Source organism: Pseudomonas canadensis (assembly GCF_000503215.1).
GTDB classification, from domain to species: domain Bacteria; phylum Pseudomonadota; class Gammaproteobacteria; order Pseudomonadales; family Pseudomonadaceae; genus Aquipseudomonas; species Aquipseudomonas canadensis.
In genome coordinates this window covers 86,484-108,826 of the sequence record NZ_AYTD01000004.1, presented here as the reverse complement: position 1 = coordinate 108,826, position 22,343 = coordinate 86,484, and the positions used below count along the sequence as shown (strand labels likewise).

Genomic DNA, 22,343 nt, shown 5'->3' with positions numbered 1-22,343 from the left:
GATAGTTCGGGTACCAACCCGAATGCCCCTGCTTGTCTCATTTCTTCAAAATAAGAGCCGCGGCTTTGTAAGTCGCTGCTCAAGTTAAAACTACGGCGCCGGTTGAAGCCTGCGCCGTAGCATTTACGGGCACAACGGTCCTGCTTTTACTACAACGTCAGTTACACGCCGCTCTGCAGCAGCATGTTACGGATGTGACCAATGGCCTTAGTCGGGTTCAGGCCTTTGGGACATACGTTGACGCAGTTCATGATCCCGCGGCAGCGGAATACGCTGAACGGGTCATCCAGCGAAGCCAAACGCTCGGACGTCTTGGTATCACGGCTGTCTGCCAGGAAGCGGTACGCTTGCAGCAGGGCAGCTGGACCCAGGAACTTGTCCGGATTCCACCAGAAGGACGGGCACGAAGTCGAGCAGCAAGCGCACAGAATGCACTCGTACAGACCGTCGAGCTTCTCGCGCTCTTCCGGGGACTGCAGACGCTCGATGGCCGGAGCCGGCGTGTCGTTCTGCAGGAACGGCTTAACTTTCTCGTATTGCTTGTAGAAGATGCTCATATCGACGACCAGGTCACGGATAACCGGCAAACCTGGCAGTGGACGAACGATCAGCTTGTTGCCTTTGACCACGGCGGACAGCGGCGTGATGCACGCCAGGCCGTTTTTGCCGTTGATGTTCATGCCGTCGGAACCGCACACACCTTCACGGCAAGAGCGACGATAGGAGAAACCTTCGTCCTGCTCTTTGATCAGTGCCAATACATCCAGCACCATCAGGTCTTTACCACCGGTATCGACCTGGAATTCCTGCATGAACGGCGCGGCGTCCTGATCAGGGTTGTAGCGGTAAACACTGACTTTCAACATGGCAGCCACCCTTAGTAAGTCCGAATTTTCGGTTCAAACGTCGGAACCGTCTTCGGCGAGAAGTTCACGGCACGCTTGGTCACGCGCTTGTCACCCGGGAAGTACAGGGTGTGGCACAACCAGTTTTCGTCGTCGCGATCTTCAAAGTCTTCACGGGCGTGGGCACCACGGGATTCCTTACGAACCTCGGCGGCGATTGCAGTCGCTTCGGCCACTTCCAGCAGGTTTTGCAGTTCAAGGGCTTCGATACGAGCGGTGTTGAACGCCTGGCTCTTATCGTTGATCTTGACGTTGGCGATGCGCTTGCGCAGGTCAGCCAGCTGGGCGATACCCTTCTGCATGTATTCGCCGGTACGGAATACACCGAAGTAGTTCTGCATGCAGCTTTGCAGTTCGCGACGCAGGGTAGCCACGTCTTCGCCATCAGTGCGCTCGTTCAGAGCGTTCAGGCGCGCCAGGGCGGCCTCGATGTTGGCGTCGGTAGCGTCGTCGTATTCGATGCCGTCGGTCAGCGCCTTTTCCAGGTGCAGGCCGGCAGCACGGCCGAAGACCACCAGGTCGAGCAGCGAGTTGCCGCCCAGGCGGTTGGCGCCGTGAACCGATACGCACGCCACTTCGCCTACAGCGAACAGACCGTGGATGATCTCGTCCTCGCCTTCGGCGTTCTGGGTGATCGCCTGGCCATGAATGTTGGTCGGCACGCCGCCCATCATATAGTGGCAAGTCGGAACAACCGGCACCGGAGCAACCACCGGGTCAACGTGAGCAAAGGTCTTGGACAGCTCACAGATACCTGGCAGACGGCTGTGCAGTACTTCTTCGCCCAGGTGATCGAGCTTCAGCAGTACGTGGTCGCCATTCGGGCCACAGCCGTTGCCGGCAATGATCTCTTTAACCATCGAACGAGCCACAACGTCACGACCCGCCAGGTCTTTCGCGTTCGGAGCATAACGCTCCATGAAACGCTCGCCGTGCTTGTTGATCAGGTAACCGCCTTCACCACGGCAACCTTCTGTAACCAGTACACCAGCGCCAGCGATACCGGTCGGGTGGAACTGCCACATTTCGATGTCTTGCACCGGTACGCCAGCACGCAGTGCCATGCCGACGCCGTCACCGGTGTTGATCAGGGCATTGGTGGTCGACGCGTAGATACGGCCTGCACCGCCGGTCGCCAGCACGGTAGCCTTGGCGCGGATGTAGGTGGTTTCACCGGTTTCGATGCAGATGGCGATTACACCGACGAATTCGCCCTGGGCGTTTTTCACCAAGTCGACCGCGTAGTACTCGTTCAGGAACGTGGTACCGGCTTTCAGGTTGCCCTGATAAAGGGTGTGCAACAGCGCGTGACCGGTACGGTCGGACGCGGCGCAGGTACGGGCAGCCTGCCCGCCTTTACCGTAATCCTTCGACTGGCCGCCGAATGGACGCTGGTAGATACGGCCTTGCTCGGTACGGGAGAACGGCAGACCCATGTGGTCCAGCTCGAACACCGCGGCCGGGCCTTCCTGACACATGTATTCGATCGCGTCCTGGTCACCGATGTAGTCGGAACCCTTGACGGTATCGTACATGTGCCAGCGCCAGTCATCGTTCGGGTCGGCGGAGGCGATGGCGCAGGTGATGCCACCCTGGGCCGATACGGTGTGGGAACGGGTCGGGAACACCTTGGTGATCACGGCAGTCTTGTGACCGCCCTGGGCCAGCTGCAGCGCAGCGCGCATGCCAGCACCGCCGCCACCAATAATGATGGCGTCGAATGAAATAGTTGGAATGTTAGCCATGAATCAGATACCCCAAAGAATCTGCACACCCCAGACGAAGTAAGCGAACATCGCGACGCCGCATACTGCCTGGAAGAGGAAACGTACTGCAGTCGCGGACTTGCCCAGCGCCATCGGCGTCAGGTAGTCGGTCGCGATGGTCCACATGCCTACCCAGGCGTGTGCGCCCAGGGCAACAAGGGCCAGCAGACTGAAGATTCGCATCGCATTGTGGGAAAACAGGCCGTGCCATTGCTCATAGCCGATGCCCGGGTTTGCGACGAGGTATCCGATCAGGAAAATGAAATAAGCCGCGAGAACGACCGCAGACACACGCTGTGCCATCCAGTCATAGAGGCCCGAACGCGAAAGGTTCGTAACGCTGGTTACCATATCCAAACTCCTGCCAGAACGATCAGCACCACGGAAATGGCGATGATGATTTTCGAGCCCAGGCGGCCGCCTTCCAGCGTCTCACCGATGCCCATGTCCATGATCAAGTGGCGCACACCGGCTACCAGGTGATACAGAAGAGAAGACAGGAGGCCCCATGCTACGAACTTGGCCAGCGGGCTGGTCAAGCATGCCTTCACCTCGGCGTATCCTTCCTCGGAACCCAGGGATTTGCTCAATGCATAAAGCATGATGCCCAAGCCCAGGAACAGGATGATGCCGGAAACACGGTGCAGGAACGACGTAACGCCGGTGATGGGGAGTTTGATGGTCCTTAGGTCTAGGTTTACAGGTCGTTGGCTATTCACGGCTTTTTTTCACACTGAAGAGCCCCTAACAATCAGGGCAAAGTTGTTGGGGAGTGCACTGGTCAGGTAAGCACCACCCAGGGAGTGCGACCCCCAATGAAAGCAAGCCCAAAAGCCCTTGGCGGTCGGTGGCCGAGTATAGACAGTTAGGTTACTAATGACAACGCGCACTCCTCACCCTAATAGCGGATTGCGCTGGGGGAATAAAAGGCGTAAATGGCAGGCAATTTCGAGGAAAAAGTACGGTTAAAGCCTTCTGCTGCAAGACTTTAGGCAAATTGACATCTGGATTTATATCAATATAGTGGTGCGGGCCCTGCGTGGGGGGTCTGTCTGATGATTTGAAGCATAAATAGGAGGCCACATGGCTGACAAAAAAGCGCAGTTGATCATCGAGGGCGCAGCCCCCGTCGAGCTGCCCATTTTAACCGGCACCGTTGGTCCCGATGTTATCGACGTACGGGGCCTGACGGCCACGGGCCGTTTCACATTCGACCCAGGCTTCATGTCGACCGCCTCTTGCGAGTCGAAGATCACCTATATCGACGGTGATAATGGCATTCTGCTTCATCGCGGCTACCCGATCGAGCAACTGGCTGAGAAATCGGACTACCTGGAAACCTGCTACCTGCTGCTAAATGGCGAGCTGCCAACAGCCGAGCAAAAAGCCCAGTTCGTCAGCACCGTGAAGAACCACACCATGGTTCACGAGCAGTTGAAGACCTTCTTCAACGGCTTCCGTCGCGACGCCCACCCGATGGCCGTTATGTGCGGCGTGGTCGGCGCCCTGTCGGCCTTCTATCACGACTCCCTCGACATCAATAACCCGCAGCATCGCGAAATCTCCGCGATCCGCCTGGTTGCCAAGATGCCGACCCTGGCCGCAATGGTTTACAAGTACTCCATGGGTCAACCCATGATGTACCCGCGCAACGACCTGACGTACGCGGAAAACTTCCTGCACATGATGTTCAACACGCCGTGCGAGATCAAACCGATCAGCCCGACGCTTGCCAAGGCCATGGACCGGATCTTCATCCTCCACGCCGACCACGAGCAGAACGCCTCCACCTCCACCGTCCGCCTGGCAGGTTCTTCGGGTGCCAACCCGTTCGCCTGTATCGCCGCCGGTATCGCCGCACTCTGGGGCCCTGCCCACGGCGGTGCGAACGAAGCCGTATTGACCATGCTCGATGAAATCGGCGATGTCTCGAACATCGACAAGTTCATCGCCAAGGCCAAAGACAAGAACGATCCGTTCAAGTTGATGGGCTTCGGTCACCGCGTCTACAAGAACCGCGACCCACGCGCCACCGTGATGAAGCAGACCTGCGACGAAGTGTTGAAGGAACTGGGCATCAAGAACGATCCGCAACTCGAACTGGCCATGCGCCTGGAAGAGATCGCCTTGACCGACCCGTACTTCATCGAACGCTCGCTGTACCCGAACGTCGACTTCTACTCGGGGATCATCCTCAAGGCAATCGGCATTCCAACCAGCATGTTCACCGTGATCTTCGCCCTGGCGCGGACCGTGGGCTGGATCTCCCACTGGAAAGAAATGCTCTCCAGCCCGTACAAGATTGGCCGCCCGCGCCAGCTGTACACCGGCTACGAGTCGCGTGACATCACCCAGCTGGAAGATCGCAAGTAAGCATCGCTTAGTTGCACTGAAAACGGCCTCCCTTAGTGGAGGCCGTTTTTATTTGTGCAGGATTTGAGAAACAGTTTTGTCAGATCAATCCCTAATTTATAGACAAAAAAATACCCCGGCCTTTCGACCGGGGTATTTTCCTATCCAGCTACAACCTTAGTGAGAAACCGCCCCACTCGACCCCAGGCCAGTTTGCGAACGCACAAACTGCGGGAAGTACAGCGCACGCTCTTTCTCTGCCGCCGCCGACTTGTCGGTAATGGAGAAGAACCAGATGCCGACGAACGCAATGATCATCGAGAACAGCGCCGGGTACTCATAAGGGAAGATGGCTTTTTCATGGTGCAGGATCGAGACCCAGATGGTCGGGCCCAGCACCATCAGGCCAACGGCACTGATCAAGCCCAGCCAGCCGCCAATCATTGCGCCACGAGTGGTGAGGTTTTTCCAGTACATGGAAAGCAGCAGCACCGGGAAGTTACAGCTGGCGGCAATGGAGAACGCCAGGCCAACCATGAACGCGATGTTCTGGCTTTCGAACAGGATACCCAGGCCAATCGCCAGGACGCCCAAGGCAACGGTGGTGATTTTCGAAACGCGAATCTCATCCTTGTCGTTGGCCTTGCCTTTCTTGATCACGCTGGCGTACAGGTCATGGGACACCGCCGACGCACCGGCCAGGGTCAAGCCGGCAACCACCGCGAGGATGGTGGCGAAGGCCACGGCCGAGATGAAGCCCAGGAAGATACTGCCACCCACCGCGTTGGCCAGGTGCACCGCCGCCATGTTGTTGCCGCCCAGCAAGGCGCCTGCCGCATCCTTGAACGCCGGGTTGGTGCTGACCAGCAGGATCGCGCCAAAGCCGATGATGAAGGTCAGGATGTAGAAGTAACCGATGAAACCGGTGGCGTAGAACACGCTCTTACGCGCTTCTTTAGCGTCGCTGACGGTAAAGAAGCGCATCAGGATGTGTGGCAGGCCAGCCGTACCGAACATCAGCGCAAGCCCGAGGGAGAACGCGGAAATCGGGTCTTTCACCAAGCCGCCGGGGCTCATGATCGCCTCACCTTTAGGGTGAACCTTGATCGCCTCGGAGAACAGGGCATTGAAGTCGAAGTTGACGTGCTTCATCACCATCAGTGCCATGAACGATGCACCGGACAGCAGCAATACAGCCTTGATGATCTGTACCCAGGTGGTCGCCAGCATGCCGCCGAACAGTACATACATCACCATCAAGATACCGACCAGGATCACCGCAACATGGTAGTCCAGGCCGAACAGCAGCTGAATCAGCTTGCCCGCACCGACCATCTGCGCGATCAGGTAGAACGCCACCACCACCAGCGAGCCACAGGCCGAGAGGCTGCGAATCTGGGTCTGGCCCAAGCGATAGGACGCCACGTCGGCAAAGGTGTACTTGCCCAGGTTACGCAGGCGCTCGGCGATCAGGAACAGAATGATCGGCCAGCCCACCAGGAAGCCGATCGAGTAGATCAGGCCGTCATAACCAGAGGTGTAGACCAGCGCGGAAATCCCCAGGAAGGACGCCGCCGACATGTAGTCACCGGCAATCGCCAGGCCGTTCTGGAAACCGGTGATCTTGCCGCCGGCCGCATAGTAGTCGGCCGCCGATTTGTTGCGCTTGGAGGCCCAGTAGGTGATGCACAGGGTGGCGCCGACAAACGCGACGAACATCACGATGGCCGAAACGTTCAGGGGTTGCTTGTGCACTTCACCGGTCAATGCATCCGCCGCCCAAACGGCCGGGGCAAAGAGCGAAGCGCCGAATATTGCCAGTAGACGCCGGATCATTGCGCAGCCTCCTTGAGAATCGCATTGTTCAGGTCGTCAAACTCGCCATTGGCCCGGCGCACGTAGATGCCGGTCAGGATGAAGGCGGACACAATCAGCCCGACGCCCAGGGGAATGCCCCAGGTAATCGACGAGCCGGGGCTGATCTTGGCCCCCAGTACTTGTGGCCCGTAGGCGATCAACAGGATGAAAGCGGAGTAAAGCCCTAGCATGATCGCCGAGAGAATCCAGGCGAACCTTTCCCTTTTTCTCACCAGCTCCTTGAAACGCGGGCTGTTTTGAATCGAGAGGTAAATGCTGTCGTTCATTGTTTTTATCCTCGCAGCACAGCTTTTTTATTATTGGAACGTATCCACTGTATGCGGCTGCACAAAGGGTTCCAGACGACCTTAGTATTAGAACGACATAGGCGTTGTCGCCAGTTTTGAACTGATCGAATTGACAGCCTTTGGCACAAAAACGACAAAGCCCGCCTGACGAAAACGCCAGGCGGGCTTGCAAGGTGCTGTCTAGACGCTTCGGGTGTTATTTACCGGTCCACTCGGCGACACGCTCAGGGTGCTTGGCGACCCAATCCTTGGCGGCGGCATCAGGCTTGGCGCCTTCTTGAATCGCCAGCATGACTTCGCCGATTTCATCCTTGGAGGCCCATTGGAATTTCTTCAAGAAGGCCGCGACTTCCGGCGCTTTCTTCTCCAGGCCCTTGCTGCCGATGCTGTTGACGGTTTCAGCAGCACCATAAATCCCTTTTGGATCGTCCAGGAAACGCAGTTTCCACTTGGCGAACATCCAGTGTGGCACCCAACCGGTGACCGCAATGGATTCCTGTTTGTCTTCGGCACGGGTCAGCTCGGCGATCATCGCCGCGCCCGAGCTGGCTTGCAGCTTGTAATCGAGGCCGTATTGCTTGATCGCTTCATCGGTCTTGAGCATCACGCCAGAACCTGCGTCGATGCCGACGATCTTGTTCTTGAAGGTGGTGTCGGTCTTGAGGTCTTCGATGGACTTGGCCTTGACGTACTCCGGTACGATCAGGCCGATCTTCGCGTCCTTGAAGTTGGGGCCGTAGTCGACCACCTTGTCCTTGTTCTTGGCCCAGTACTCACCGTGGGTGACCGGCAGCCAGGCGGAGAGCATGGCGTCGAGCTTGCCGGTGGCAACGCCCTGCCACATGATCCCGGTGGCGACGGCTTGCAGTTTCACGTCATAACCGAGCTTGGCCTTGATCACTTCTGCCGCCACGTGGGTGGTAGCCACGCTGTCGGACCAGCCGTCCACATAGCCGATGCTCAGGGTCTTGCTGTCGGCGCTGGCCAGTGTGGAGCTCATCGCAACTACCAGAGTGGCAGCTGCGCCCAAGAGTCGTCGCATCTTCATAGTACTTCCCCGAAAGTGCTGCGCCCGGCGGATGCCGAGCGACGTCAACCTGTTGTTATGTGGTGCACCGCGCCCCCTTCACGCGCATCGATCACGGTAGTGCGCCGTCAGCGGAGTACTGACACTTCGATCATCAACCTGCTCGGGTGTTGGACCTGCTCTGTCAGCGACATCCTACAAGCAAGGAACGACATCACATCGCCAGTAGGATGTTTTGTAGGACTTGACGCCAAAATCCCGCCCGAACTTTGCATGTCAAAATTATGCAGCCCCACTGAGTCGGGCCAAATCCGGGTAAGATGCGCGCCTTTGCTCTTCCAGATAAGCCGACCATGCCCGCGACTGCCCGCTTCCCTGCCCTGCCCTATTGCTTCGCCTTGATCCTCGGCCTGCTGGCCCTGTTCGCTTACTGGTATGGCCTCGGCCGGCCCGTGGTGCTGCCCGACGTCGCCAGCGCCACGCACAAGATGCATTGCGCGTCCTATACACCGTTCGATAAAGACCAATCGCCGTTCGACCAGCCATTCACGCTGCGTCCGGAGCGCATGGACGCTGATCTCGCCCTGCTGGCCACTCGCTTCGAGTGCATTCGCACTTACTCTATGACCGGCCTGGAAGCCTTGCCGGACATGGCGCGCAAGCACGGGCTGAAGGTAATGGCCGGGGCCTGGGTCAGCAGTGACCCGGTGGCGACCGCAAAAGAAATCAACGAATTGATCGCATCGGCCAACGCCCACCCGGATGTCGTAACCTCGGTGATCGTCGGCAACGAAGCATTGCTACGCAAGGAAGTGACCGCCAAGCAGCTGGTGGCGCTGATCCAGACGGTCAAGAGCCAGATCAAGCAGCCTGTGACCTACGCGGATGTGTGGGAGTTCTGGCTGCAGCACCCGGAAATCGCCCCGGCGGTGGATTTCCTGACCATCCACCTGTTGCCTTACTGGGAAGATGACCCGTCGGGCATCGACCAGGCCCTCAAGCACGTGGGCGATGTGCGCCAGACCTTCGGCAACAAGTTTGCGCCCAAGGACATACTCATCGGTGAAACCGGCTGGCCAAGCGAAGGCCGCCAGCGCGAAACGGCCGTGCCGAGCCGGGTTAATGAAGCCAAGTTCATGCGCGGCTTCGTGGCCATGGCCGAGGCCAATGGCTGGCGTTACAACCTGATCGAAGCCTTTGACCAGCCGTGGAAGCGTGCCAGTGAAGGCGCCGTGGGTGGTTACTGGGGCCTGTTTGATGCCGATCGCCAGGACAAGGGCATCCTCGCCGGGCCGGTGACCAATGTGCCGTACTGGCCGCTGTGGTTGGGCGTCGGCGGGATTATCCTGCTGGGCACCCTCGCATTGGGTGGTCGAGTACGCAGCGCGCGTGCCGCGCTTGCCCTGCCGTTGTTGGGCGCCGTTGCGGCCTGCTCCATTGGCACCTGGGCCGAGCTGACCCGCGTGACGGCGCGCTTCAATGATGAATGGATGTGGGCTGGGTTGCTGCTGGTGTTGAACCTGCTGGTGCTGGCCCATGCGGCCTTGGCCTTGAGTGCACAGGAAGGTTGGCGTGAGCGGGCGTTCAACTGGCTGGAGCAACGCGCAGGCTGGCTGGTGGCGATTGCCGGGTTTGCCGGAGCGGTAATGATGCTGGCATTGGTCTTCGACCCGCGCTACCGCAGCTTTCCGAGCGCGGCGCTGGTGTTGCCGGCCCTGGTGTACGTGATACGTCCGGTGACGGGACCGCGTCGGGAGATTGCGTTGCTGGCCTTTATCATCGGTGCGGGCATTGCGCCGCAGTTGTACCGTGAGGGGTTATTGAACCAGCAGGCTTGGGGCTGGGCGGTAGTGAGCCTGCTCATGACGGCAGCCTTGTGGCGCTGCTTGCGGGCACGCAAGACTTAAGACCGCTTTCGCGAGCAAGCCCGCTCCCACATTCGACCGCATTCCAAGGATGTACTCGGTCAAATGTGGGAGCGGGCTTGCTCGCGAAGAGGCCCTATCAGGCGCCGCGGGGCTTCCTGACCAACCGCAACCCCGCAATCACCACGGCAAACACCGCAAACGTGGTGTTGTACAACGCCAGTGCCGGCAACCCGAACACCATCCCCAGCACCGCCAACCCCCACCCCGCCCGACCCGGCACGAAAAACGCCAGCACCGACGTGATCAACGCCGTCCAGCCCAGCACCTTGAAGTGGATCATCAACCCTAGGTTCGAACGCAGCTGGCATTCCCAGCGGCTCGCCTCGTCCGCGCAGAGGCCCACCCACTGGCCATCTTCCATAAAGCCATAGCGCGCACCGTAACTGGCGGCCAGCCACAGCGGCAGTGCAATAAGCAGCAAAATCAGCGGCAAACGACGGGACATGGGGTACTCCGATAGGCAAAAACGGCGCTCAGCTTAATGCCCCGGCAGCCGTTAGCAAGGCGCATACACACAATTAGTGTTCACCAAAGCGTGGCAAAGTGTATCGTCTGGCTACTATTACCCCGATTCCGACGTTTTTTTTCCGACATTTCGTGCCGCGTGATGGCACTTCGGCGACTGGACGGCGGTCATAGCCTGCGAACTTCATTAAGTACGTTTCCTCCTAGGGATTAAGTCATGCTCCGTTCCTTGCGCTGTGCTGCCTTGCTGGGCAGCCTTTTTCTGAGTGCGTCAGCACTGGCCGTCGACATTGACCAAGCCAGCTATGGCTACCCTTTGACCAACCCGTTTGAAGCCACCATCGCCACCACGCCGCCTGACCTTCGGCCGAAATTGCCGAGCGATGACGAGATCAATCAGTCCGACTACACCCTGAACATGCGCCCCGAGCGCGAATTCAGCCTGCCGGACAACTTTTGGGCGGTGAAGAAACTCACCTACCGCATCGCCAAGCAGGACCGCGCCGCGCCGCTGATCTTCCTGATCGCGGGCACCGGTGCGCGCTTCGACAGCAGCATCAACGAATACCTGAAAAAGCTGTATTACCAGGCCGGCTACCACGTGGTGCAACTGTCGTCGCCCACCAGCTTCGACTTCATCAGTGCCGCCTCGCGCTTCGCCACGCCGGGCATCACCCAGGAAGACGCCGAAGACATGTACCGCGTGATGCAAGCCGTGCGCGCGCAGAACGCTTCGTTGCCAGTGACTGACTTCTACCTCACCGGCTACAGCCTCGGTGCCCTGGATGCAGCGTTCGTCAGCAAGCTCGACGAGACGCGCCGCAGTTTCAACTTCAAGAAAGTCTTGTTGCTGAACCCGCCGGTCAACCTCTACACCTCGATCACCAACCTCGACAAGCTGGTGCAGACCGAGGTGAAAGGCATCAACAACACCACCACCTTCTATGAGCTGGTGCTGAACAAGCTGACCCGCTACTTCCAGCAAAAGGGCTACATCGACCTGAACGACGCCCTGCTCTACGACTTCCAGCAATCCAAGCAGCACCTGACCAACGAACAGATGGCCATGCTGATCGGCACCTCGTTCCGCTTCTCGGCAGCCGACATCGCCTTTACCTCGGACCTGATCAACCGCCGCGGACTGATCATCCCGCCGAAGTACCCGATCACCGAAGGCACCAGCCTCACGCCATTCCTCAAGCGTGCACTGCAGTGCGACTTCGACTGCTACCTCACCGAACAAGTGATCCCAATGTGGCGCGCCCGTTCCGACGGCGGCAGCCTGCTGCAACTGATCGACCAGGTCAGCCTGTATGCCCTCAAGGACTACCTGCACACCAACCCGAAGATCGCCGTCATGCACAACGCCGACGACGTGATCCTCGGCCCTGGCGACCTCGGCTTCCTGCGTAAAACCTTCGGCGATCGCTTGACCGTCTACCCGCTGGGCGGCCATTGCGGCAACCTCAATTACCGCGTCAACGCCGACGCTATGCTGGAGTTCTTCCGTGGCTAAATATCTTCTGCTGCTTGCCGCCCTGATGTGCGCAGGCGTGGCCAATGCCGACAACAGCAAGGCCCACGAGCCGGTCAATGTCGGCGCCGACGGTTTCAAGGAGCCGCTGACCAAGCTCAAGTTCAACCCAGGGCTGGACCAGCGTGAGTTCGAGCGCTCATCGCTCACCGCACTCAACGTGTATGACCCGCTGGAATCGTGGAACCGTCGCGTGTACCACTTCAACTACCGCTTCGACCAATGGGTGTTCCTGCCGGTGGTCGACGGCTACCGCTACGTCACCCCGAGTTTCCTGCGCACCGGCGTGAGCAACTTCTTCAACAACCTGGGCGACGTGCCCAACCTGTTGAACAGCCTGCTGCAACTCAAGGGGCATCGCTCCCTGGAAACCACCGGCCGCCTGTTGGTCAACACCACTATCGGCATCGCCGGCCTGTGGGACCCGGCGACCGCCATGGGCCTGCCGCGCCAGAGCGAAGACTTTGGCCAGACCCTGGGCTTCTACGGCGTACCCGGCGGCGCGTATGTGGTGCTGCCGATCTTCGGCCCATCGAACCTGCGCGACACCACCGGCCTGATCGTCGACTACGGTGCCGAAACCCAGATCAACTTCCTCAATGTGTCCGAAGTCAGCTCCAACCACCCGGAAATCTGGGCATTGCGCGCAGTGGACAAGCGTTATCAGACCAGCTTCCGGTATGGCCAGATGAACTCGCCGTTCGAGTACGAGAAGGTGCGCTACATCTATACGGAATCGCGAAAGCTGCAGATTGCCGAGTAAACGCCCACAAAAAAGGCCATTCGATTGAATGGCCTTTTTTATTGCGGTTACGGTAAGCCCGGTCTGTTAAGAATGTTCGACATCACGGCAAGGCAATCCGTAGTTATTCTCCCCCTTGTCGCCTTTTCTAAGCAGTCGGATGGTCACAACTAATAAACCCACGAACGGTAGCGCATACCACAGGATATAAGCGCCAGTCGTGTTCACATCGTGAAGCCGCCTAAATGTTACAGATAGCCGGGGGATGATCGTAAGTACAACGTAAACGCCTAGCGGGATATAAAACCACTTGCTGTAGGCAACCCCGGCCCAGCCTGCTACTACAATTGAGCCGTACATCAGCAGGTAGTCTAAAACTGCAAACGCCCAATACTCCCTTCTACAAGCGCGCCCGCTGAAGTTGGCATAGTTTTTTATCGCCTGAAAACACCAGTTCATCCTTAACTCCCTACTCGATCCGTTTTCTTAGTGCGTGACTTCACGGGAAGGCACGCGACGCATCCTATAAATGCCTTGAAAACCGAACTGTAGGATTAAGCTTAAACAACTTTTCAGTCTGTATTCGCTGCGAACTAATCAGCGCTTAACGGCTCGCCATACCCTGCCAACTACTTGCACGACGACCAACACCACCGCCCCGGCAATGATCCCCGCCACGCCATTCAGCAGCGTCGGCACCAACCACGCCACCCCGCCTGCGCCCTGGCTGACCGTCTCGATCCAGTGATGCACCACCGGCACGCCGTGGGTGAGAATCCCGCCGCCCACCAGGAACATCGCCGCCGTACCGATTACCGACAGGCTCTTCATCATGTACGGCGCCGCACGCAGGATGGCACCACCGATGCTGCGCGCCGCCTGGCCAGGTTTCTGGGTGAGCCACAGGCCCAGGTCATCCAGCTTGACGATGCCGGCCACCAGCCCGTAGACACCCACGGTCATGACGATGGCAATGCCGGACAGCACGATCACCTGCTGCATCAAGGGCGCATCGGCCACGGTGCCGAGGGTGATGGCGATGATTTCGGCGGAGAGGATGAAGTCGGTACGGATGGCGCCTTTGATCTTATCCTTTTCGAAGGCTACCAAGTCGGTTGCCGGGTCCGAGACGGCCTCGACCAACTGCACATGTTGCGCATGGTCTTCATCTTTGCTGTGCAGGAATTTATGCGCCAGCTTCTCGAACCCTTCGAAACACAGGTAGGCACCGCCGAGCATCAACAACGGCGTCACCGCCCACGGTGCAAACGCGCTGATCAATAAAGCCGCTGGCACCAGGATCAACTTGTTGACGAAGGACCCCTTGGCCACCGCCCACACCACGGGAATTTCCCGCTCGGCACGCACGCCGGAGACCTGTTGGGCATTGAGGGCGAGGTCATCACCCAGGACGCCAGCGGTCTTCTTTGCCGCCATTTTTGTCATCAGGGCAACGTCATCGAGTACTGCGGCGATATCGTCGATCAACACCAACAAGCTGCTTCCTGCCATGAATCGCGCTTCCGTAAGAGTGGGATGACGCGAGCATAGCGCGGCGCAAGGCCCGGCGGGCAGATTGTTGAGGCTCGCAGATGGCCGGTGCTACCATGCGCAACCGCCAGTCTTGGCAAGGAAACTCCAGGTTTATGAGCACCATTCGCGAGCGCAACAAAGAAAAGATCCTGCGGGCGGCCAGCGAGGAGTTTGCCGACAAGGGCTTCGCCGCGACCAAAACCAGCGACATCGCCGCCAAGGCTGGGCTGCCCAAGCCCAACGTCTATTACTACTTCAAGTCCAAGGACAACCTCTACCGCGAGGTGCTCGAGAGCATTATCGAGCCGATCCTGGCCGCTTCCACGCCGTTCAACCCGGACGGCGCGCCCAAGGAAGTACTGAGCAACTACATCCGCTCGAAAATCCGTATCTCCCGCGACCTGCCATTTGCCTCCAAGGTCTTTGCCAGCGAAATCATGCACGGCGCCCCGCACCTCAGCGCCGACCAGGTCGAACAGCTCAACGCCCAGGCCAAGCACAACATCGCCTGCATCCAGGACTGGGTAGATCGCGGCCTGATTGCGCCGATTGAACCCAATCACTTGATGTTCACCATCTGGGCGGCGACGCAGACCTATGCGGATTTTGACTGGCAGATCTCGGCGGTGACCGGGAAGGCCAAGCTGGATGAGGCGGATTACGAGGCGGCGGCGCAGACGATCATCCGGCTGGTGCTCAAAGGCTGCGAGCCGGACTGACCTTGGTAGGAGCCGGCTTGCCGGCGATGAGACTTTCATATTCTGCGGCGCTCTTTCGAGCGCCATCGCCGGCAAGCCGGCTCCTACAAAGGGTGGTGTCAGGCTGATACGCCGGCGTCTGCCAACAGCCCGATCTCCTCGATCGCCGTGATCGCACACTGCTCATCAATGTCCGACGTATCCCCGCTGATCCCGATCGCCCCCAGCACCGCGCCTTCCTGATTTCGAATCAATACCCCACCCGGCGCAGGCACCACGCTGCCCTGCCCCAAACTGTTCAACGCCGCGATAAACGCCGGTCGCTGCTGCGCGTCCAGTGCCAGCAGGCGCGAGCCCTTGCCAAGGGCAATTGCGCCCCAGGCCTTGCCGATGGCGATTTGCGGGCGCAGCAGGCTGGCGCCGTCTTCGCGTTGCAGGGTGATCAAATGGCCGCCGCTGTCGAGCACGGCGATGGTCAGCGGCGCAGCGCAGATGGTGCGCCCTGCACTGAGGGCCTGGCTGGCCAGTTGGGTGGCGACTTTCAAGGTTAAAGCGCTCATGGTGCCGTCCTTCTTTTGTTATTGGGAAAGCGATGGAGGTCTGAATGATCAGATGCTCGATCAAACAAATAGAACACAATGACCTTTAATTTTGTATACAATATTTTCGCACAAAGGCTCCATGCGTCGAAAAAAGCCGTTCCGACGAACGCATAGGCCAGTTTATAAAATGCATTGACCTACGCCGCTCGCCGTGAATACACTTTGTCCAGACACCACTTGTATACAATTACAAAACGCAAGAGGCACCAATATCATGAGCAAAATGAGAGCAATCGAAGCCGCCGTCCTGGTGATGCGTCGCGAAGGTGTGGACACCGCCTTCGGTATCCCAGGCGCCGCGATCAACCCGCTGTATTCGGCCTTGCAGAAAGTGGGTGGCATCGATCACGTCCTTGCTCGCCACGTTGAAGGCGCCTCCCACATGGCCGAGGGTTACACCCGCACCAAGGCCGGCAATATCGGCGTGTGCATCGGTACCTCGGGCCCGGCAGGCACTGACATGGTCACCGGCCTGTACAGCGCGTCGGCCGACTCGATCCCGATCCTGTGCATCACCGGTCAAGCGCCCCGCGCCCGGATGCACAAGGAAGACTTCCAGGCCGTGGACATCACCAGCATCGTCAAGCCGGTGACCAAGTGGGCAACCACCGTCCTGGAACCTGGCCAAGTGCCGTACGCCTTCCAGAAAGCCTTCTATGAAATGCGCTCCGGCCGCCCAGGCCCGGTGTTGATCGACCTGCCGTTCGACGTGCAGATGGCCGAGATCGAATTCGACATCGACGCCTACCAACCCCTGCCCCTCGCCAAGCCGCTGGCAACCCGCGTGCAGGTGGAAAAAGCCCTGGCGCTGCTGGACCAGGCCGAGCGCCCACTGCTGGTCAGCGGTGGTGGCGTAATCAATGCCGACGCCAGCGAGCTGCTGGTTGAATTCGCTGAACTGACCGGCATCCCGGTGATCCCGACCCTGATGGGCTGGGGCACCATTGCGGACGATCACCCACAGATGGTCGGCATGGTCGGTCTGCAGACGTCCCACCGTTATGGCAACGCGACGATGCTCAAGTCGGACGTGGTGCTGGGCATCGGTAACCGTTGGGCCAACCGCCACACCGGTTCGGTCGAGGTGTACACCGAGGGCCGCAAGTTCATTCACGTCGACATCGAGCCGACCCAGATTGGCCGCGTCTTCACCCCGGACCTGGGTATCGTGTCCGACGCCGGTTCCGCGCTGACGATGTTCATTGAAGTGGCCCGCGAGTGGAAAGCCGCCGGCAAGCTCAAGGACCGCAGCGCCTGGCTCAATGACTGCCAGCAACGCAAAGCCACCCTGCACCGCAAGACCCATTTCGACAACGTGCCGGTCAAGCCACAGCGCGTGTATGAAGAAATGAACCAGGTGTTCGGCAAAGACACCTGCTACGTCAGCACCATCGGCCTGTCGCAGATTGCTGGCGCGCAGTTCCTGCACGTGTATAAGCCACGCCACTGGATCAATTGCGGGCAGGCCGGCCCGTTGGGTTGGACCATCCCCGCCGCCCTCGGCGTGGTCAAGGCTGACCCGAGCCGCAAAGTGGTGGCGCTGTCCGGCGACTACGACTTCCAGTTCATGATCGAAGAACTGGCCGTGGGCGCACAGTTCAAGCTGCCGTACATCCACGTGGTGGTGAACAACTCCTACCTCGGCCTGATCCGCCAGGCTCAGCGCGGGTTTGAAATGGACTACTGCGTGCAACTGTCCTTCGACAACCTCAACGCCCCGGAACTCAATGGCTATGGCGTGGACCACGTGGCCGTTGCCGAAGGCCTGGGTTGCAAGGCCTTGCGTGTGTTCGAGCCGAGCCAGATCGCGCCGGCCCTGCGCCGCGCCGAGGAAATGATCGAAGAATTCAAGGTTCCGGTAATCGTTGAGATTATTCTGGAGCGCGTGACCAATATTTCCATGGGCACCGAGATCAACGCCGTCAACGAATTCGAAGATCTGGCCTTGGTCGGCAACGATGCGCCGACTGCCATTTCCCTGCTCGATTAAGGAGAACCTTATGCCGCGTTTCGCCGCCAACCTGTCCATGCTGTTTACCGAACAGGACTTTCTTGCCCGTTTCAAAGCGGCCGCCGATGCGGGCTTCGAAGGTGTCGAGTACCTGTTCCCCTATGAATTCAGCTCTGCCGAAATCAAGGCGCAACTCGACGCCCACGGCCTGACCCAGGTGCTGTTCAACCTGCCGGCCGGTGACTGGGCCAAGGGCGAACGCGGCCTGGCCTGCCACCCGGACCGGGTCGAAGAATTCCGTGCCGGGGTCAAGCTGGCCATCGCCTACGCCCAGGTGCTGGGCAATACCCAGATCAACTGCCTGGCGGGCATCCGGCCACAAGGCGTTGACGACGAAACCCTGGAAAAAACCTTCGTCGCCAACCTCAAGTACGCCGCTGAAAAACTGCAAGCGGTGGGCATCAAGCTGGTGATGGAAGCGATCAACACCCGCGACATCCCGGGCTTCTACCTGAACAACACGGCGCAAGCCCTGTCGATTCGCGAACAGGTGGGCAGCGCCAACCTGTTTCTGCAGTACGACATCTATCACATGCAAATCATGGAAGGCGACCTGGCCCGCACCATGGCCGCGCACCTGGGTGAGATCAACCACATCCAACTGGCGGACAACCCAGGGCGCAACGAGCCGGGTACCGGTGAGATCAACTACCGCTTCCTGTTCGAACATTTGGACCGCATCGGCTACACGGGTTGGGTCGGCTGTGAATACAAGCCGTTGACCACCACCGAAGCGGGTTTGGGTTGGTTGAAGACCCACAACGCCATCTAATAAAAGAGGATTCTTTCATGGCTAAAATCGGATTCATCGGCACTGGCATCATGGGCCAACCCATGGCCGCGAACCTGCAGAAAGCAGGTCACCAACTGTTCCTTTCCGAGCACCATGGCAAGGCGCCGCAAGCGCTGATCGACGCAGGCGCCGTGGCCCTGGCCAACCCGCAGCAAGTGGCGCAGGAAGCCGAGTTCATCATTGTGATGGTCCCGGACACCCCGCAGGTCGACGACGTACTGTTCCGCAAAGACGGCGTCGCCGCCGGCCTGTCGCCGAACAAGGTGGTGATCGACATGAGTTCGATCTCCCCCACCGCCACCAAGGCGTTCGCCGCCAAGATCAACGAGACCGGCGCGCAGTACCTGGATGCACCGGTGTCCGGTGGTGAAGTCGGCGCCAAGGCCGGCACCCTGAGCATCATGATCGGCGGCGAGCCGCAGACCTTTGAACGCGCCTTGCCGCTGTTCCAGGCCATGGGCAAGAACATCACCCTGGTGGGCGGCAATGGTGATGGCCAGACCGCCAAGGTCGCCAACCAGATCATCGTCGCGCTGAACATCCAGGCGGTGGCCGAAGCGTTGCTGTTCGCCGCCAAGAACGGCGCCGACCCGGCCAAGGTGCGTGAAGCGCTGATGGGTGGGTTTGCTTCGTCGAAAATCCTCGAAGTGCATGGCGAGCGCATGATCAAGGGCACTTTTGACCCGGGCTTCCGCATCAACCTGCACCAGAAGGACCTCAACCTGGCGTTGGCCGGTGCCAAGGAACTGGGGATCAACCTGCCGAATACCGCCGGTACGCAGCAGGTGTTCAGCACCTGCACGGCGATTGGCGGCGGCAATTGGGACCACTCGGCGCTGATCAAGGGCCTGGAGCATATGGCGAATTTCTCGATTCGCGATAAGTAAGTGTTCACTTGAAATGCAATCCAGTGTGGGAGCTGGCTTGCCTGCGATAGCGGTCTTCCAGCTAGAGATTTGCTGCCTGACACACTGCTATCGCAGGCAAGCCAGCTCCCACCTTTAATCCCTATTCCAAGTCTCACCCCTAATAACAAGAATCCCCGGGAGCCCGCTTATGTCGGTCGATCCGCAACATCTGCTTCGCGAGCTGTTTGCCACAGCCATCGACGCCGCCCACCCCCGGCAAGTCCTTGAACCCTACCTGCCCGCCGACCGCAGCGGCCGTGTGATCGTGATCGGTGCCGGCAAAGCCGCCGCCGCCATGGCGCTGGTCGTGGAGAACTGCTGGCAGGGCGAAGTCACCGGCCTGGTCGTCACCCGCTACGGCCACGGCGCGCCGTGCAAGACAATCGAAGTGGTCGAAGCCGCTCACCCAGTGCCCGATGCTGCCGGCCTGGCCGTGGCCCAGCGCGTGCTGGCACTGATCAGCAACCTGACGGAAGACGACCGCGTAATCTTCCTGTTGTCCGGCGGTGGCTCTGCGCTGCTGGCGCTGCCCGCCGAAGGCATCACCCTGGCCGACAAACAGGCCATCAACAAAGCCCTGCTCAAATCCGGCGCGACCATCGGCGAGATGAATTGCGTGCGCAAGCACCTCTCGGCCATCAAGGGAGGCCGATTGGCGAAAGCGGCATGGCCCGCGACGGTCTATACCTACGCGATTTCCGATGTGCCCGGCGACCAAGCCACGGTGATCGCGTCCGGCCCCACGGTCGGCGACCCGAGCACCTCGCAACAAGCCCTGGCGATTCTCAAGCGCTACCACATCGACGCCCCCGCCTCGGTGCGCAGCTGGTTGCAGAACCCGGCCTCGGAAACCGTCAAGCCCGGCGACCCGGTGCTCGCCCGCAGCCACTTCCAATTGATCGCCCGCCCCCAGCAATCCCTCGAAGCGGTGGCGGTAAAAGTCCGCCAGGCCGGGTTCAGCCCGTTGATCCTCGGCGACCTCGAAGGCGAAGCGCGGGACGTGGCCAAGGTACACGCCGGCATCGCCCGGCAGATCGTGCAGCACGGCCAGCCGCTGGCGGCGCCGTGCGTGATCCTCTCCGGCGGCGAAACCACCGTGACCGTGCGCGGCAATGGCCGTGGCGGGCGCAATGCGGAATTCCTGTTGAGCCTCACCGACAGCCTCAAGGGCCTGCCCGGCGTGTACGCCCTGGCCGGTGACACCGACGGTATCGACGGCTCGGAAGACAACGCCGGCGCGATCATGACGCCGTGCAGCTATTCGCGCGCCGAAGCCCTCGGACTGTCGGCCAGCGATGAGTTGGATAACAACAACGGCTACGGCTATTTCGCCGCCCTCGACGGTTTGATCATCACCGAGCCCACGCGCACCAACGTCAACGACTTCCGCGCCATCCTGATCCTTGAGACTGCCAAACATGACGCCTGACAAGAAGGTCAAAATCCTCGCCACCCTGGGGCCCGCCACCGACGGTATCGACGACATCCGCGAGCTGGTGGAAGCCGGGGTGAACATCTTCCGGCTCAATTTCAGCCACGGCGACCACGCCGACCATGCCCAGCGCTACCAATGGATTCGCCAGGTCGAGCGCCAGCTGAATTATCCGCTGGGCATCCTCATGGACCTGCAAGGGCCGAAACTGCGCGTCGGACGCTTTGCCGAGGGCAAGGTGCAACTGGTGCGCGGCCAGGCGTTGCGCCTGGACCTGGACGAAACACCGGGCGACCAGCGGCGGGTCAACCTGCCTCACCCGGAAATCATCGCGGCGCTGGAGCCCGGCATGGACCTGCTGCTGGACGACGGCAAATTGCGCCTGCGGGTGATCACCAAACATGCCGACGCCATCGACACCACCGTGCTGAATGGCGGCGAATTGTCGGACCGCAAAGGCGTGAACGTCCCACAAGCACTGCTGGAACTGAGCCCACTGACCGCCAAGGATCGGCGCGACCTGAGCTTCGGCCTGGAACTGGGTGTGGACTGGGTGGCGCTGTCGTTCGTGCAGCGCCCGGAAGACATTCGCGAAGCCCGCGAGCTGATCGGCGACAAGGCGTTCCTCATGGCCAAGATCGAGAAACCCTCGGCCGTGCAGCGCCTGCAGGAAATCGCCGAACTGAGCGACGCGATCATGGTTGCAAGAGGCGACCTGGGCGTTGAAGTGCCCGCCGAGAGCGTGCCGCAGATCCAGAAGGACATCATCAGCACCTGCCGCCAACTGGGTAAACCGGTGGTGGTGGCGACGCAGATGCTGGAGTCGATGCGCTTCTCGCCTGCACCAACCCGTGCCGAAGTCACCGATGTCGCCAATGCCGTGGCCGAAGGCGCGGACGCGGTGATGCTGTCGGCGGAAACCGCCTCCGGCGAATACCCGCTGGAAGCCGTGCAGATGATGAGCAAGATCATCCGCCAGGTGGAAAACGGCCCGGATTACCAGGCGCAACTGGATGTCAGCCGACCGAAGGCGGATGCCACGGTATCGGACGCCATCAGCTGCGCGATCCGCCGTATCAGCAGCATCCTGCCGGTAGCGGTGCTGGTGAACTACAGCGAGTCGGGCAGCTCCAGCCTGCGCGCGGCGCGGGAACGGCCGGTAGCGCCGATCCTCAACCTCACGCCCAACCTCTCCACTGCGCGGCGGTTGAGCGTGGCCTGGGGCGTGCATTCGGTGGTCAATGATCGGCTGCGCCAGGTGGATGAGGTGTGTTCCACCGCGCTGGAGATTGCCCAGGCACAGGGGATGGCGGAGCGTGGGGATACGTTGGTGATTACCGCCGGAGTGCCGTTTGGGCAGCCGGGGTCGACGAACTCTTTGCGTATAGAGACATTGATCTAGCGCCTGTTCGGGCCCCATCGCGGGCAAGCCCGGCTCCCACATTTTGATCTGCGAACACAGTCAAATGTGGGAGCTGGTTT

The 22,343-nt window shown here is 59.9% G+C and carries 21 protein-coding genes; 10 read left to right on the top strand and 11 right to left on the bottom strand.

Annotated elements, in window-relative coordinates; genetic code table 11:
- Window positions 1–161 precede the first annotated feature (161 nt).
- The 4 genes from U367_RS0103250 to sdhC are packed head-to-tail and all read right to left on the bottom strand — an operon-like array spanning window position 162 to window position 3,390.
- A complete protein-coding gene (locus U367_RS0103250; RefSeq protein ID WP_003172807.1) occupies window positions 162–866 on the bottom strand; it encodes a succinate dehydrogenase iron-sulfur subunit in 705 nt (234 codons plus the stop codon).
- An 11-nt stretch (window positions 867–877) separates the two neighbouring features.
- Complete coding sequence (sdhA, locus tag U367_RS0103245; protein ID WP_010211741.1) at window positions 878–2,650, bottom strand: succinate dehydrogenase flavoprotein subunit; 1,773 nt, start codon at window positions 2,648–2,650, stop codon at window positions 878–880.
- Window positions 2,651–2,653: 3 nt separating this feature from the next.
- A complete protein-coding gene (sdhD, locus tag U367_RS0103240) occupies window positions 2,654–3,022 on the bottom strand; it encodes a succinate dehydrogenase, hydrophobic membrane anchor protein (RefSeq protein ID WP_003172805.1) in 369 nt (122 codons plus the stop codon).
- Window positions 3,016–3,390, bottom strand: coding sequence for a succinate dehydrogenase, cytochrome b556 subunit (sdhC, locus tag U367_RS0103235; protein ID WP_003190005.1), 375 nt, complete (start codon window positions 3,388–3,390; stop codon window positions 3,016–3,018). The genes sdhD and sdhC overlap by 7 nt, the downstream gene beginning before the upstream one ends.
- 364 nt (window positions 3,391–3,754) lie before the next feature.
- Between sdhC and gltA the strand changes: the two genes are divergently transcribed.
- Window positions 3,755–5,044, top strand: a complete 1,290-nt coding sequence (gltA, locus tag U367_RS0103230; RefSeq protein ID WP_028615712.1) for a citrate synthase — start codon at window positions 3,755–3,757, stop codon at window positions 5,042–5,044.
- A 156-nt stretch (window positions 5,045–5,200) separates the two neighbouring features.
- Here gltA and U367_RS0103225 read toward each other — a convergent pair whose 3' ends face one another.
- The 3 genes from U367_RS0103225 to U367_RS0103215 all read right to left on the bottom strand — a co-directional run bounded on the left by U367_RS0103225 (window position 5,201) and on the right by U367_RS0103215 (window position 8,236).
- Window positions 5,201–6,859 (bottom strand): cation acetate symporter, encoded by a 1,659-nt coding sequence (locus U367_RS0103225; protein ID WP_028615711.1) that lies wholly within the window; start codon window positions 6,857–6,859, stop codon window positions 5,201–5,203.
- Window positions 6,856–7,167: a DUF485 domain-containing protein gene (locus tag U367_RS0103220; protein ID WP_003190001.1), complete on the bottom strand. Its 312-nt coding sequence runs from the start codon at window positions 7,165–7,167 to the stop codon at window positions 6,856–6,858. The genes U367_RS0103225 and U367_RS0103220 overlap by 4 nt, the downstream gene beginning before the upstream one ends.
- Window positions 7,168–7,384: 217 nt before the next feature.
- Window positions 7,385–8,236, bottom strand: coding sequence for a glycine betaine ABC transporter substrate-binding protein (locus U367_RS0103215; RefSeq protein WP_025857941.1), 852 nt, complete (start codon window positions 8,234–8,236; stop codon window positions 7,385–7,387).
- A 332-nt stretch (window positions 8,237–8,568) separates the two neighbouring features.
- On the opposite strand from U367_RS0103215, the gene U367_RS0103210 reads away from it, so the two are divergent.
- On the top strand, window positions 8,569–10,122 hold the full coding sequence (locus U367_RS0103210; RefSeq protein ID WP_028615710.1) for a glycoside hydrolase family 17 protein: 1,554 nt from the start codon (window positions 8,569–8,571) through the stop codon (window positions 10,120–10,122).
- Between the two features lie 97 nt (window positions 10,123–10,219).
- On the opposite strand, the gene U367_RS0103205 is transcribed toward U367_RS0103210, so the two are convergent.
- Window positions 10,220–10,588: a hypothetical protein gene (locus U367_RS0103205; protein WP_028615709.1), complete on the bottom strand. Its 369-nt coding sequence runs from the start codon at window positions 10,586–10,588 to the stop codon at window positions 10,220–10,222.
- Window positions 10,589–10,825: 237 nt separating this feature from the next.
- Between U367_RS0103205 and U367_RS0103200 the strand changes: the two genes are divergently transcribed.
- Window positions 10,826–12,124, top strand: a complete 1,299-nt coding sequence (locus U367_RS0103200; RefSeq protein ID WP_028615708.1) for a serine/threonine protein kinase — start codon at window positions 10,826–10,828, stop codon at window positions 12,122–12,124.
- The gene (locus tag U367_RS0103195; RefSeq protein WP_028615707.1) at window positions 12,117–12,905 is read left to right on the top strand and encodes an MlaA family lipoprotein; all 789 of its coding nucleotides are present in this window, start codon (window positions 12,117–12,119) and stop codon (window positions 12,903–12,905) included. Before U367_RS0103200 ends, U367_RS0103195 begins: the two co-directional genes overlap by 8 nt.
- A gap of 66 nt (window positions 12,906–12,971) precedes the next feature.
- Here the strand turns inward: U367_RS0103195 and U367_RS0103190 are convergent, their stop codons facing one another.
- Window positions 12,972–13,343 carry a DUF805 domain-containing protein gene (locus U367_RS0103190; RefSeq protein ID WP_028615706.1) on the bottom strand — a complete coding sequence of 124 codons (372 nt, stop codon included), beginning with the start codon at window positions 13,341–13,343 and terminating at the stop codon, window positions 12,972–12,974.
- A gap of 138 nt (window positions 13,344–13,481) precedes the next feature.
- Complete coding sequence (locus U367_RS0103185; protein WP_028615705.1) at window positions 13,482–14,396, bottom strand: DUF808 domain-containing protein; 915 nt, start codon at window positions 14,394–14,396, stop codon at window positions 13,482–13,484.
- A 134-nt stretch (window positions 14,397–14,530) separates the two neighbouring features.
- On the opposite strand from U367_RS0103185, the gene U367_RS0103180 reads away from it, so the two are divergent.
- Window positions 14,531–15,136: a TetR/AcrR family transcriptional regulator gene (locus U367_RS0103180; RefSeq protein ID WP_028615704.1), complete on the top strand. Its 606-nt coding sequence runs from the start codon at window positions 14,531–14,533 to the stop codon at window positions 15,134–15,136.
- Window positions 15,137–15,234: 98 nt separating this feature from the next.
- Here U367_RS0103180 and U367_RS0103175 read toward each other — a convergent pair whose 3' ends face one another.
- Window positions 15,235–15,675 carry a GlcG/HbpS family heme-binding protein gene (locus U367_RS0103175; RefSeq protein WP_028615703.1) on the bottom strand — a complete coding sequence of 147 codons (441 nt, stop codon included), beginning with the start codon at window positions 15,673–15,675 and terminating at the stop codon, window positions 15,235–15,237.
- Between the two features lie 256 nt (window positions 15,676–15,931).
- Here U367_RS0103175 and gcl point away from each other — a divergent pair, with 256 nt between their 5' ends.
- From gcl to pyk, 5 genes are all read left to right on the top strand, one after another.
- The gene (gcl, locus tag U367_RS0103170; RefSeq protein WP_028615702.1) at window positions 15,932–17,707 is read left to right on the top strand and encodes a glyoxylate carboligase; all 1,776 of its coding nucleotides are present in this window, start codon (window positions 15,932–15,934) and stop codon (window positions 17,705–17,707) included.
- 10 nt (window positions 17,708–17,717) lie between these two features.
- Window positions 17,718–18,500 (top strand): hydroxypyruvate isomerase, encoded by a 783-nt coding sequence (hyi, locus tag U367_RS0103165; protein WP_028615701.1) that lies wholly within the window; start codon window positions 17,718–17,720, stop codon window positions 18,498–18,500.
- The gene (locus U367_RS0103160) at window positions 18,500–19,408 is read left to right on the top strand and encodes a 2-hydroxy-3-oxopropionate reductase (RefSeq protein WP_323990650.1); all 909 of its coding nucleotides are present in this window, start codon (window positions 18,500–18,502) and stop codon (window positions 19,406–19,408) included. Before hyi ends, U367_RS0103160 begins: the two co-directional genes overlap by 1 nt.
- 169 nt (window positions 19,409–19,577) lie before the next feature.
- Window positions 19,578–20,858, top strand: coding sequence for a glycerate kinase type-2 family protein (locus tag U367_RS0103155; protein WP_028615699.1), 1,281 nt, complete (start codon window positions 19,578–19,580; stop codon window positions 20,856–20,858).
- A complete protein-coding gene (gene pyk, locus U367_RS0103150; RefSeq protein ID WP_016979579.1) occupies window positions 20,848–22,263 on the top strand; it encodes a pyruvate kinase in 1,416 nt (471 codons plus the stop codon). Before U367_RS0103155 ends, pyk begins: the two co-directional genes overlap by 11 nt.
- Window positions 22,264–22,343: the final 80 nt, after the last annotated feature.